This window comes from Streptomyces sp. NPDC006339 (genome assembly GCF_040612775.1).
In the GTDB taxonomy this organism is placed as follows: domain Bacteria; phylum Actinomycetota; class Actinomycetes; order Streptomycetales; family Streptomycetaceae; genus Streptomyces.
Genome location: NZ_JBEXQW010000007.1, coordinates 1 through 12,314 on the forward strand (window position 1 = coordinate 1; position 12,314 = coordinate 12,314).

General features: G+C 72.9%; 13 protein-coding genes. 4 read left to right on the forward strand and 9 right to left on the reverse strand.

What is annotated here, in order from left to right; all coding sequences use genetic code 11:
* The first annotated feature begins 393 nt into the window (after window positions 1-393).
* The gene (locus tag ABZ135_RS07280; protein ID WP_352080204.1) at window positions 394-1,035 is read left to right on the forward strand and encodes a helix-turn-helix domain-containing protein; all 642 of its coding nucleotides are present in this window, start codon (window positions 394-396) and stop codon (window positions 1,033-1,035) included.
* A gap of 157 nt (window positions 1,036-1,192) precedes the next feature.
* Here ABZ135_RS07280 and ABZ135_RS07285 read toward each other — a convergent pair whose 3' ends face one another.
* The gene (locus ABZ135_RS07285) at window positions 1,193-2,164 is read right to left on the reverse strand and encodes an ArsR family transcriptional regulator (RefSeq protein WP_356692727.1); all 972 of its coding nucleotides are present in this window, start codon (window positions 2,162-2,164) and stop codon (window positions 1,193-1,195) included.
* A 98-nt stretch (window positions 2,165-2,262) separates the two neighbouring features.
* On the opposite strand from ABZ135_RS07285, the gene ABZ135_RS07290 reads away from it, so the two are divergent.
* Window positions 2,263-3,378 carry an acetylhydrolase gene (locus ABZ135_RS07290; RefSeq protein ID WP_356692729.1) on the forward strand — a complete coding sequence of 372 codons (1,116 nt, stop codon included), beginning with the start codon at window positions 2,263-2,265 and terminating at the stop codon, window positions 3,376-3,378.
* A gap of 142 nt (window positions 3,379-3,520) precedes the next feature.
* Entirely contained in the window at window positions 3,521-4,324 is an 804-nt protein-coding gene (locus ABZ135_RS07295) for a S16 family serine protease (RefSeq protein WP_356692731.1), read from the forward strand.
* Here the strand turns inward: ABZ135_RS07295 and ABZ135_RS07300 are convergent.
* The 8 genes from ABZ135_RS07300 to ABZ135_RS07335 all read right to left on the reverse strand — a co-directional run bounded on the left by ABZ135_RS07300 (window position 4,257) and on the right by ABZ135_RS07335 (window position 10,853).
* The gene (locus ABZ135_RS07300) at window positions 4,257-5,579 is read right to left on the reverse strand and encodes an MFS transporter (protein WP_356692733.1); all 1,323 of its coding nucleotides are present in this window, start codon (window positions 5,577-5,579) and stop codon (window positions 4,257-4,259) included. The two genes, ABZ135_RS07295 and ABZ135_RS07300, sit on opposite strands and share 68 nt — an antisense overlap.
* Window positions 5,580-5,605: 26 nt before the next feature.
* The gene (locus tag ABZ135_RS07305; RefSeq protein ID WP_356692735.1) at window positions 5,606-5,782 is read right to left on the reverse strand and encodes a hypothetical protein; all 177 of its coding nucleotides are present in this window, start codon (window positions 5,780-5,782) and stop codon (window positions 5,606-5,608) included.
* A gap of 38 nt (window positions 5,783-5,820) precedes the next feature.
* On the reverse strand, window positions 5,821-6,474 hold the full coding sequence (locus tag ABZ135_RS07310; protein WP_356692737.1) for a winged helix-turn-helix domain-containing protein: 654 nt from the start codon (window positions 6,472-6,474) through the stop codon (window positions 5,821-5,823).
* An 87-nt stretch (window positions 6,475-6,561) separates the two neighbouring features.
* A complete protein-coding gene (locus ABZ135_RS07315) occupies window positions 6,562-7,452 on the reverse strand; it encodes a glycine betaine ABC transporter substrate-binding protein (protein ID WP_356692739.1) in 891 nt (296 codons plus the stop codon).
* A 149-nt stretch (window positions 7,453-7,601) separates the two neighbouring features.
* The gene (locus tag ABZ135_RS07320; protein WP_356692741.1) at window positions 7,602-8,462 is read right to left on the reverse strand and encodes an ABC transporter permease; all 861 of its coding nucleotides are present in this window, start codon (window positions 8,460-8,462) and stop codon (window positions 7,602-7,604) included.
* The gene (locus tag ABZ135_RS07325) at window positions 8,459-9,688 is read right to left on the reverse strand and encodes a betaine/proline/choline family ABC transporter ATP-binding protein (protein ID WP_356692743.1); all 1,230 of its coding nucleotides are present in this window, start codon (window positions 9,686-9,688) and stop codon (window positions 8,459-8,461) included. The genes ABZ135_RS07320 and ABZ135_RS07325 overlap by 4 nt, the downstream gene beginning before the upstream one ends.
* Window positions 9,681-10,328: an ABC transporter permease gene (locus ABZ135_RS07330; RefSeq protein WP_356692745.1), complete on the reverse strand. Its 648-nt coding sequence runs from the start codon at window positions 10,326-10,328 to the stop codon at window positions 9,681-9,683. The genes ABZ135_RS07325 and ABZ135_RS07330 overlap by 8 nt, the downstream gene beginning before the upstream one ends.
* Window positions 10,329-10,370: 42 nt before the next feature.
* Window positions 10,371-10,853, reverse strand: a complete 483-nt coding sequence (locus ABZ135_RS07335) for an Lrp/AsnC family transcriptional regulator (RefSeq protein WP_345487928.1) — start codon at window positions 10,851-10,853, stop codon at window positions 10,371-10,373.
* A 121-nt stretch (window positions 10,854-10,974) separates the two neighbouring features.
* Here ABZ135_RS07335 and hppD point away from each other — a divergent pair, with 121 nt between their 5' ends.
* Entirely contained in the window at window positions 10,975-12,120 is a 1,146-nt protein-coding gene (gene hppD / locus ABZ135_RS07340) for a 4-hydroxyphenylpyruvate dioxygenase (RefSeq protein WP_356692747.1), read from the forward strand.
* Window positions 12,121-12,314 lie beyond the last annotated feature (194 nt).

Sequence of the window (12,314 nt, forward strand, 5' to 3'; positions counted from 1 at the left end):
GGAACCGGAACCGGAGCCGAGGCCGAAGCCGAGGCCGTCGGTCGGCTCCGTGGTCGTCGCCCGTACGCACGACGCGTACGGGCCCCGGGCCGTTCCTCCGGGACGGGAGGGCGGGGCGGGCGATCTTGTCCGCCGAAGTCCCGTGTTCGGCCGACTTAAGGATCCGAACCGCCCGTATCAGGTCGCACGCGCCCGGATTCTGGACGAGGTCTTCCGCTGAGCGGAGCAGGTCGCTACTGTCCCGGCTCAAGCAAACGCCCCGTGGCAGCGCCGCCGCGGAGCGCAGCCGGTGTACCCCGTCCTGCCGGCGGCCTCTGACGTGCGTCGCCGATGGGACCGGTGCCGCGGCTTTCGTCGGAGTCCGTTGTCACTCACTCCGAAGGAGAGGGCGTCGTGACCGCGGAGACCTCCCAGACGCTCGACCGGGGACTTCGAGTCCTCAAACTGCTCGCCGACACCGACCACGGCCTGACCGTCACCGAGTTGTCCAACCGACTCGGTGTGAACAGGACCGTCGTCTACCGACTGCTCGCCACGCTCGAACAGCACGCCCTCGTCCGCCGGGACCTCGGCGGCCGTGCCCGGGTCGGCCTCGGCGTGCTCCGGCTCGGCCGGCAGGTGCACCCGCTGGTGCGGGAGGCCGCGCTGCCCGCGCTGCGCTCGCTCGCCGAGGACATAGGCGCGACCGCGCACCTGACCCTCGTCGACGGGGCGGAGGCGCTCGCCGTCGCCGTCGTCGAACCGACCTGGACCGACTACCACGTGGCCTACCGGGCCGGCTTCCGCCACCCGCTGGACCGCGGCGCGGCCGGCCGCGCCATCCTCGCCGCCCGCCAGGGCGAGCTCATCGAACCGGGCTTCACCCTCACCCACGGCGAACTCGAGGCCGGCGCGAGCGGCGCCGCCGCCCCGCTCGTCGGCGTGACCGGCATCGAGGGCAGCGTGGGCGTCGTCATGCTGGCCGACGCGGTCCCGGAACGGGTGGGCCCGAGAGTCGTGGACGCGGCCAGAGAAGTCGCCGACGCGCTGCGCTAGGGCGCGGGCTCGCCGTCTGCCGGTGGCAGCGACCGGACTGTCGGGCCGAGTGCCTCGCGTTCGGCGTGCTGAGCGTGCCCGGCGCCTCGTGGGGGCCGTGCCCTCCGGTCGCGCCCGTCCACGCCCCCGGGACGCGCCCCGGCTCTCGCCCCGGCGCCTACCGCTCCGCGTGGGCCGGGCCCGTCATGAGGGCGCCCAGGGCCGTGCGTTCGTGGGTCACCGAGCGGCCCGTGCGGGTGGTGGTGAGGAGGCCGGCCGCTCGGAGGGCGGCCGCGTGGGCCGAGGCGGTCGCGTTGCTGACGCCCAGGGCGCGGGCGAGGGTGGTCGTGGTGTGGGGGGTGGCGAGGAGGTGGAGGAGGGCGGTGCGGGTGCGGCCCAGGACGGGGGTCAGGGGCTCGTCCGGGGGCGCCGCGTCCTGGACGGGCGGGTGGCCGGGGTCCGCCGGGTAGGTGAGGACCACCGGGCGGTCCGGAAGGTCGTGGAGGAGCGGGCCCGCCGGGTGGTGGAAGGTCGGCAGCAGGACCAGGCCGCGGCCGGCGAGCCGTACGTCACGGCCCGGCCGGCCCGGCCACTCCCAGACGCCCTCGTGGAGCCGCGTGCCGGGGACCAGGGCGGTCAGGGCCGCGGCCACGCCGTGCTCGGCGACCGCCAGGGCGTGCCGGGCGAACTCCTCGCGGTGCAGGTCCTGCACCCGCGCCCAGACGGGCGCGAGGACCGTCTCGTACGCGGCCCGCTGGGCCTTCCGTACCGTCTGCCAGGACGTCTCCTCGCCCGCGTGCAGGCCCGCGATCCAGCGCGGCGCGGGCGCGGCCCCGTACACCCGCTCCAGTTCGGAGCGGACGACCTCGGGCGCGGTCGAGCGGATCCGTTCGAAACCGTCGGCGAGGCTGTCGCCGAGGACGTCGAGGAAGGACGGCGGGCGGCCCGCCGGCACCAGGTCGGCGAGGGCCCCCGCGGCGGCCGGCAGCGCACGCAGCACCCGGCCGCGCCAGCGACCGAAGAGCGGCGGCGCGGGGCGGCGGGGCGCGACCGCCGTCGTCAGGGCCGCATGGAGCTCCTGGAGCGGCGCCGGCCGGGGCGCGAAACGCACCCGTCCGAAGTCCTCCGCCGTGAAATGGATCCGCAGCACCCGCACGACTCCCCACCCTCGCCCTCGCCCCTGACCAGCCTTTCGGGCAGGGCCTGAACCTTCGCGCGGGCCCCCGCCCCGCCCCAAGGATGCCCGGTATGACAGCGAAACCCGCTCCCAGCCGCCGTACCGCTCCCAGCCGCCGCACCCTCGCCCGAGGCGCCCTCGCCGGTGTCGTCGCCGCCGCGCTGCTCCCGACGACCACCGCGCACGCCCGAGAGGCGCTGCTCGGCCCGGCGCTGCGACTGCCGGCGCCGACCGGCCCCCACCCCGTCGGCCTGCGCACCGTCCACCTCACCGACCACACCCGTACCGACCCCTGGGAGGGCGGCGTGCGGGAACTGATGCTCACCGTCCTCTACCCGGCCCGCAGCGTGCGCGGATGCCCGCGCGTCCCGCAGCTCACCCCCGACGAGGCCGTGGTCTTCGCCGACCTCGCGCCGCACGTCCGCCCGGGCCTGCCGCAGCCGGGGACGGTGGACTGGGGCGCCGTCCTCACCCACGGGCACCTCGGCGCCCCCGCCCTGCCCGGCCGCCGCCCGGTGCTGCTGTACACCCCGGGCGGCGGGGACTCCCGCACCCTCGGCACCGGCCTCGCGGAGGACCTGGCGAGCCACGGCAGGGTCGTCGTCCTGGTCGACCACCCCGGCGACGCCACCCAGGTGGAGCTCCCCACCGGCATGCGGACCACCGCCCTGCTCCGGCCGCCGTCCCCGGAGACCTTCCGCACCATGATCGACACCCGGCTCGGGGACCTCCGCTTCGTCCTCGACCGCCTGGGCGACCTGCCCCTCGCCCCGGTCATGGACCGGCGCCGGATCGGCATCGTCGGGCACTCGGCGGGCGGCACCGCCGCCGTGTACGCGGCGCACGGCGACCGCCGGATCCGCGCCGTGGCGAATCTGGAGGGCCATCTCGACCTGGCCCCCCTCGACGGCTTCGACCGGCCGCTGCTGCTCTTCCGCACCGACGGCTTCGACGCCGCCGCCCGCCTCGAGCGCTCCTGGGCCGGGCTGCCCGGCCGCCGTGCCCTGCTCACCGGCGCGAACCACTGGGCGTTCACCGACTACGCGGCGTTCGTCCCGCAGCTCCAGGCCGCCGGCCTGGTGACGGCCGCCGCCCGGGCCGCGCTCGTCGGCCCCGGCGACCCGGCCACGGCGGTGGCGACGGTACGGCGCCGGGTGGGCGCCTTCTTCGCCCGCCGACTGCCGTAGCGCTGGGTTCGGCCACCGGCTGCCCCGGGGTGGGCCGGGCCGCCCGACTGCCGTAGCGGCGGGTGCGGCCGCCACCCGCCCCAGGGGGGCGGCCACCGGCTGCCGTCGCGGTGGGCGCGCGGCCGCCCAGTAGATTGGGGGCGTGTTCTCCCGTCTCGCCGGACTCCCGCGCCCCCGTGCCCTCGCGCTCTGCGCCCTGCCCGTCGTTGCGCTGCTCGCCGTCGCCGGGCTCGCGCCGCTGCCGTACTCGATCGCACAGCCCGGCTCGACGGCCGATGTGCTCGGCGAGGACAAGGGCCGCGAGGTGATCACCGTCTCCGGAGTCCCGGTCCGCCCGACCGAGGGTCAGTTGCGGATGACCACGATCGTGGCGACCGGGCCGTCCGAGCCCATCGACCTCGGAGAGGTCGCCGACGCCTGGTTCCGCACCGACCGGGCGGTTCTGCCGAAGTCCTCCGTCTATCCGTCGGGCAAGTCCGACGAGGAGATCGAGAAGCACAACCTGGGTCAGATGAAGGAGTCACAGGACGCGGCGACGCTCGCCGCCCTCGGCTATTTGAAACTGGACCCGAAGAAGGTGAAGGTCCGGCTCCATCTGGCCGACATCGGCGGCCCCAGCGCCGGACTGCTGTTCTCGCTGGGCATCGTCGACAAGATCGCCGGGGACGGCGACGGCGGTGAGCTGACCGGCGGCCGGATCGTCGCCGGTACGGGCACGATCGACCCGGACGGGACCGTCGGCGCCGTCGGCGGGGTCTCCCTGAAGACGCAGGCCGCCGCCCGTGACGGGGCCACCGTCTTCCTCGTGCCGAAGGCCGAGTGCTCCCAGGCGGAGGCGGAGCTGCCGAAGGGCCTGCGCCTGGTGCCGGTCACCGCCCTCAGCGACGCGGTGTCCTCTCTCCGCGCCCTGGAACAGGGGCAGGAGTCGAAGGTCCCGAGCTGCTGAGAGCCTCCTTCGGCGTGGCCGCGGCCGGGGCCGGGACCGGGGCGTCCAGTTGGCGCCAGACCGGGAACAGCAGCGGCGAGAGGGTCGCCAGGAAGAACGCCCCGCCCACCGCGAGCAGCGCCGCCGTGAGGCCCGCGCTCTCGACCAGGAGGCCGGCGGCCAGGCCGCCGAGCGGGGTGGTGAGCAGCACCGCGGCCGAGCTGGCGCCGCCGACGCGGCTGCGCAGCTCCTCGGGCACCACCTCGTAGAAGGCGGTGGTGAGGATCGGGTTGAGCACTCCGGCACCGAGCCCGCCGAGCGCCGCTGCCACGATCATCGGCGGGACGGTGTCGGTGAGGGCGGCGGTGACGATGGGCGCGCCCGATATCAGGAAACCGGCGGTGAAGACCGGCCGGCGCGGGAAACGGTGACCGGCCGCGCCGTAGAGGAGGGCGCCGGCGAGGGCGCTGCCGCCGAAGACGGCGACCAGCAGGCCCTGGGCGGCCGAGCCGCCGAGCTCCTCGCGGGCGTGCAGCGGCAGCAGTACGGCGCTCCAGCTCAGGGCGAGACCGTTGGTCACCATCACCATGAGGTCGACGGCGAGCAGCAGCTTGGTGCGCAGCAGGAAGGAGTAGCCCTCGCGCAGGTCGGCGCGGTAGGCGGCGAGGTTCAGGGGTGGTGCGGCGCGCGGTGGTTCGGCCGCCGGGATGCCCCGCAGGGTCGTGAGGACGAGGAGGGCGGAGGCCAGGAAGGTGGCGGCGTCGACGTACAGCACGGTGTCGGCGCCGATCAGCGCGACGAGCAGGCCGCCGACGGCGGCACCGGCCATCCGGGCGCCGCGCGAGACGGCGTCGTAGAGGCTCGCGGCGCGCGCGAGCGGGGTGCCGGCGTGCTGGGCGAGGTCGGGGACGAGGACGTGGCGTGCGGTCTCGCCGGGCGCGTGGAAGAGGCCGGTGACGGCCATGAGCGCGCACAGCATCCAGAACTGCAGCATCCCGGCCCGGTTGAGCAGGGGGATCGCGACGAGCGCGAGGGCGCAGACGAGGTCGGAGACGACGGAGACCCGGCGGCGGCCGATCCGGTCGATGACGGGACCGCCGGCGAGGGCGGAGACCACGACGGGCGCGGCGGCGCAGAAGGCGACGAGGCCCGCCTTGCCGGGGCTTCCGGTGGTCTCCAGGGCGAACCACGGCACGCCGATGAGGGTGAGTGAGTTGCCGCTGATGGAAATGGCGTTGGCGGCGAGTACGCCGGCCAGTGGCGTGCGTGAGCGCACGGTGGTCCCCCCGGTGCGGTGGCGGTTCAGGCGGACAAGGAGACGGGGCGGGGAGACCGAGGTATCGCCAGCTTCAGGCCGAATTCGACCAGCTTCCAGCCCAGTTGGACGCGGACGGGAGTGGCGGGGGCGGCGGTGGCGGCGGCGTGGCGGAGCTCGGCGGCGGTCAGGGCGTGCAGCGTGAGGTGGATGTCGGGGTGCATGGGACGGGCCCTTCCGGTCGTGTCCGTACGTACGTCGGTCAGTTCGCGCCGTGCTGGGGAAAGGCGTGCAGGTGCATCCGCACCCGCTGGACGCCGGGGGCGTCGCGGTCCTCGGCCGCGTGGTACTCGCCGATCAGGGCGTGTATCCGCTCGTTGAGCTCGCGCTGCCGCTCCGGGGACAGGTGCAGCGTGAAGTCGCTGATGTCGGAGGCGCCGTTCCACTCGTCGATCCACTGGTGGCGGTTGCCGAGGAAGGTGTGGAGCTCCTGGGTGTGGATGTTCGCGATCTCGTAGAGGAAGACCTCGACCGCGCCCTGCACCTCGGGGTCCGGGTTGGCGTGCAGCGACTCGTCGATGGCGGTGCCCTGCTGGGCCGCCTTCCACCAGCGCTCCCGGCCCTTGCCGCGCTCCGGGTCGTCCTCGACGAAGCCGTGGGCGGCGAGCTGGCGCAGGTGGTAGCTGGTGGCGCCGCTGGACTCGCCCAGCCGCTCGGCGAGTTGGGAGGCCGTGGCGGGGCCGTGGTGGCGCAGGGCGCGCAGCAGTTGGATGCGCAGGGGGTGGGCGAGGCCCCGTAGGGAACGGGGGTCGAGCACGCGGGGCGGGGGCGGTGCGGGGCGGGCCCCGGAGCCGGCTTCGGGCCGGGGGGCGTGCCCGGCCTCGGGCCGGGGTTCGGACTCGTGCTTCTCGGACATGACTCCACCGTAGAGTTGCAAAGCACTCTCTGCAAGGCTTTTTTGCAGAGTCTTCTTTGCAACTCTACGGGCGGCCATCGGCTGCCATCACCCCTCCCTGATGAAGCCCTCCTCAATCAGCCACTCCTTCGCCACCTCGTGCGGGTCCCGGCCCTCCACGTCGACCTCCGCGTTGAGCTCCCGGGCCACCGCCGTCGTCAGCTTCGCCGTCACCGGCCCGAGCAGATCCGCGATCGCCGGGTACTTCGCGTACGTCGCCGCGTTCAGCTCCGGCGCCGCGTTGTAGTTCGGGAAGAACTGCCGGTCGTCCTCCAGGACCGTCAGGTCCATCGCCTTGATCCGGCCGTCGGTCGTGTACACCTCGCCGAGCAGGCAGGAATCGGACTGCGAGACCTGGGTGTAGATGATCCCGGCGTCCATCTTCCGTACGTTCGCGGCCGGCAGGCTCATCCCGTACGCCTTCTGCATCCCCGGCAGCCCGTCGTCGCGCGAGGCGAACTCGTTCTCCACGCACACCGTCACCGCCGACGGGTCCCGTTTCGCGAGCGCCGCCACGTCCGAGAGGGTGCGCAGGCGGTACTTCTCGTTGTTCCTGCGGCTGATCGCCAGCGCGTACGTGTTGTCCAGCGACGCCTGCGGCAGCCACACCACCCCGTTCTTCCGGTCCGCCCGGCGCACCGCCTCCCACTGCGCCGCCGGGTCGGCGATCGGCTCGGCGTTGCCCTGGTACGTGATCCAGGCCGTGCCCGTGTAGTCGTACATGGCGTCGGCGTCGCCCTTCACGATCGCCTCGCGCGTGCTGATCGAACCGGCCAGGTTCGTCCGGTCCAGGACCTCCGCGCCCGCCGCCTTGAAGACCAGGCCGATCATCTGGCCCAGGACGATGTTCTCGGTGAAGGTCTTCGACGTGACCGTGAGCGAGGCGCCCTTCAGCGGCTGCCCTCGGCCCACCGAGCCCGGCACCACGTCGTCGACCATCGGAGAGCCGCTCTTCAGCCCGCAGCCGGACAGCACCAAGGCCGCGACCAGGGCCGGAATCAGGGCAGCCGGCCACCACCGCGGCCCCGGCCACCACCGCGGCCCCGGCCACCACCGCGGCCCCGGCCGACACCGCGCCGCCGCCCGCATCACGCCTCCGCTCCCAGGCCGCGCGGCGTCAGCGCCACCTCCGCCAGCGAGGCCAGCCAGTCGACGAGCAGCGCGAGGGCCACCGTCAGCACGGAGCCGAGGACCAGGACCGCCATCCGCTGCGTCTGGATGCCCGAGGTGATCAGATCGCCGAGCCCGCCGCCCCCGCCGAAGGTCGCGAGGGTCGCCGTGCCCACGTTCAGCACGAGGGCCGTGCGCACGCCGGCGAGGATCAGCGGGACGGCCAGCGGCAGTTCGACCTTGGTGAGGGTGCCGGACGGGGACATTCCGATGCCCCGGGCGGCCTCCACGAGCTGCGGGTCGATCGCCCGCAGCCCGGCCACCGTGTTGGAGAGCACCGGCAGCACCGCGTACACCACCATGCCGACGATCGCCGTCGACGGGCCGATGCCCAGCCAGATCACCAGCAGCGCGAGGAGGCCGATCGCCGGGGTCGCCTGCCCGATGTTCGCGAGCGCCGTGAAGACGGGGGCCGCCCGGTCCAGGCCCCGGCGGGTGAGGGCGATGCCGAGCGGGATCGCGATGACCAGCACCCAGAACGTGGAGATCGCCGTCAGCTTCACGTGCTGCCACAGCCGCAGTTGTACGTTGCCGCCCGCCAGGGCGTTGCGGGCGATCGAGTCGAGGTCGGCGCTGGAGATCCACAGGAAGGTCGCGAGCAGCACCAGCGCCACGAAGGCGGGCAGCAGCACCAGCTTGCGCCAGGTGATCCGGCGCCGGGGCCCGGCCGGCGGGGGAGGAGGCTCCGCCTTCTCGACGACGGCCGCGTGCCCCTCGTCCAGGAAGGTGTGGCCCCGGACCTCGTGCTCGCCGGCCGGGCGGTTCTCCGTGTCGCTCACGTTCCGCCCTCCAGCTCCTGCTCCGTCTGGTGGGCGCGGAGTTCCTCCAGCTCGTGCTGGTGCTCGATCGCCGCGAGCCGGTCGGCTTCGAGGAGCTCGTGGACCGAGTTCATCAGGGTCTCCATGTCGACCACCCCGATGTACTCACCGCGCCGCCCGGTCACCGCGACCCGGCCGCCGCTGTCGATCAGGACCGCCTCCAGGGCGTCGTGCAGGGTCGCGTCCCGGGTCACCGTGTCGTGCACGAGGGTGCCCGCCCGGGCCAGCGAACCCTTGGCCCGCATCAGGTCCCCGCGCCGCAGCCACTTGTACGGCCGGCCGCGCCGGTCCAGCATCAGCAGCTCGTTGTGCGGGCCCTTGCGCAGCGCGTTGAAGATCGACTGGAGCGGGTCGTCGACCGTCACCGTCGGGAAGTCGGCGACCCCGACGTCCCGCACCCGGGTGAGGTTCAGCCGCTTCAGTGCCGCGCCCGCGCCGACGAAACCGGAGACGAAGTCGTCGGTGGGGTTGGTGAGGATCGCCTCCGGCGTGTCGAACTGGGCGATGTGCGAGCGCTCGCGCAGCACCGCGATCCGGTCGCCGAGCTTGATGGCCTCGTCGAAGTCGTGGGTGACGAACACGATCGTCTTGTGCAGCTCGTGCTGGAGCCGGATCAGCTCGTCCTGGAGGTGGTCGCGGGTGATCGGGTCGACCGCGCCGAACGGCTCGTCCATGAGCAGCACCGGCGGGTCCGCGGCGAGCGCCCGGGCCACGCCCACCCGCTGCTGCTGGCCGCCGGAGAGCTGGCGCGGATAACGGCCGTGGAACTCGCGCGGGTCGAGGCCGACCAGGTCCAGCATCTCCTCGACCCGGTCCTTCACCCGGGACTTCGACCAGCCGACCATCTTCGGTACGAGGGCGATGTTCTCGGCCACCGTCATGTGCGGGAAGAGGCCGGAGGACTGGATGGCGTAACCGACCTTCCGGCGCAGCTTCACCGGGTCGATGTTCGTGACGTCCTCGTCGCCGATGCGGATGCGGCCGCTGGTCGGCTCGATCAGCCGGTTGATCATCTTCAGGGTGGTGGACTTCCCGCACCCGGACGGACCGACGAAGATCACCGTCTCGCCCGCCTTGATCTCCATGCTGACGCCGTCCACGGAGGGGTGCGGATTGCCCGGGTAGCGCTTGGTGAGGTCCTCCAGCTCGATGGAGGCGCCGGAGGTGGTGACGGCGGTCTCAGACACGGATCCCCCTTGGTACGGTCAGGCGGCCGAGCAGGACGTACGCCCCGTCGAAGAGCAGGGCGAGGATCACGATCCCGAGCGTGCCGGCGAGCACCTGGTTGATGGCGTTGGCGCTGCCCAGGGAGGCGATGCCGCGGAAGATCTCGTTGCCGAGACCGGGCCCCGAGGCGTACGCGGCGACCGCGGCGATCCCCATCAGCATCTGGGTCGACACCCGGATGCCGGTCAGGATCGGCGGCCACGCGAGCGGCAGCTCGACCCGCAGCAGCCGGGCCGCCCGGGACATGCCGATGCCCTTGGCCGCGTCCACCAGGCTCGGGTCCACCCCGCGCAGGCCCACGATCGCGTTGCGGACCACGGGCAGCAGCCCGTACAGCGTGAGGGTGATGACGGTGGGCGGCACGCCCAGGCCGACGAGCGGGATGAGCAGACCGATCGCGGCGAGGGAGGGGATGGTGAGCAGGGTGGCCGTGGACATGATCGCCACGCTGCCCGCCCACGGGCTGCGGTACGTGAGCAGGCTGATCAGCACGCCGACCGCGGTGGCGATCAGCATGCACTGGAAGACGGCGCTGACGTGCTGGAAGGCGTCGGTGAGCAACTGCTGGTGGCGACTGACCAGATAGTCCCAGAAGCTCACGCGCGTCCCTCCACAAGGCCCCGGGGGCACAGGGCCCGGGGGTCACCGCGGCGGGTCCCGGTCCTCCGCGGCCTGTTCCACCAGCGGGATGATCCGCAGGGGGACCGGGTTCTCCATGACGATCGCCGTGGAGGCCCGGACGATGCCATCAAAACCGACGACGCGGTCGATCACCCGCTGGAGATCGGCGTTGGAGCGGGCCACCAGACGGCACAGCATGTCCCCGTGGCCGGTGGTGGTGTGCAGCTCCAGGACCTCCGGCACGGTCGCCAAGTGGCCGCGTACATCGGCGCCTTGGCCCTGTTTGATCTCCAGGGTCGCGAAGGCGGTGACCGGGTAGCCGAGGGCCGCCGGATCGACCTGCGGCCCGAAACCCCGGATGACTCCGTTCGACTGAAGCCGGTCGAGGCGGGCCTGGACGGTGCCGCGCGCCACGCCCAGGCGTCGCGACGCCTCCAGGACCCCGATCCGGGGCTCCTCGGCGAGCAGCACGATCAGCCGCCCGTCCAGATGATCGATCGCCACGGCGGCCTCCCGATGGTCAGGATGTACAAGTCGCACGGCCATACTCGCTTGCCGCTGTACACATTGACCAGGGAAACAACAAACTATTGCGCAGCCTGCCGCCCGGGGTGACCCTGCTCCCATGACTGAGACCATCGATCAGACCCTGAGCACCGCGCGTGAGGCCGATCCCTTCCCGGTGAAGGGAATGGACGCGGTCGTCTTCGCCGTCGGCAACGCCAAGCAGGCCGCGCACTACTACTCCACGGCCTTCGGCATGAAGCTGGTCGCGTACTCCGGACCGGAGAACGGCAGCCGCGAGACCGCCAGTTACGTCCTCACGAACGGGGCCGCCCGTTTCGTGTTCACCTCCGTCATCAAGGCCACCAGCGACTGGGGCCGCTTCATCGACGAGCACGTCGCCGCGCACGGCGACGGCGTCATCGACCTGGCGATCGAGGTGCCGGACGCGCGTGCCGCCTACGCCCACGCCGTCGAGCAGGGCGCCACCGGCCTCGTCGAGCCGTACGAGCTGAAGGACGAGCACGGGACCGTCGTCCTGGCCGCCATCGCCACGTACGGCGAGACCCGCCACACCCTCGTCGAGCGCTCCGGCTACGACGGCCCCTACCTCCCCGGCTACGTCGCCGCCAAGCCGATCGTCGAGCCGCCGGCCAAGCGCACCTTCCAGGCCATCGACCACTGCGTGGGCAACGTCGAGCTCGGCAAGATGAACGAGTGGGTCGCCTTCTACAACAACGTCATGGGCTTCACGAACATGAAGGAGTTCGTGGGCGACGACATCGCGACCGAGTACTCGGCGCTGATGTCGAAGGTCGTCGCCGACGGCACCAAGAAGGTGAAGTTCCCGATCAACGAGCCGGCGATCGCGAAGAAGAAGTCGCAGATCGACGAGTACCTCGAGTTCTACGGCGGCCCGGGCGTCCAGCACATCGCCCTCGCCACGAACGACATCGTCGCCACCGTGCGGACGATGCGGGCCGCGGGTGTCGAGTTCCTGTCCGTCCCGGACGCGTACTACGACACGCTCGGCGAGTGGGTCGGCGACACCCGTGTCCCGATCGACGAGCTGCGCGAGCTGAAGATCCTGGCCGACCGCGACGAGGACGGCTACCTGCTGCAGATCTTCACGAAGCCGGTGCAGGACCGTCCGACGGTCTTCTTCGAGATGATCGAGCGGCACGGGTCGATGGGCTTCGGGAAGGGGAACTTCAAGGCGCTGTTCGAGGCGATCGAGCGCGAACAGGAAAAGCGCGGCAACCTCTAGCCCCCGCCGCCCCCGCACCGCCCCGGTGGGCCTCCGCCCCGCCGGGACGGCGCCCCGGTGGGCCTCCGCCCCATCCCCACCCCCGTGTGGGCAATCGTCCCGCTGGGGCGGGACGGGTGGGCACACGGGACGGCGCCCATGCGGGCGCGTTCCGCACCTGTTCCTGGCCGCACCACGACGGTGCCGTACTCGTG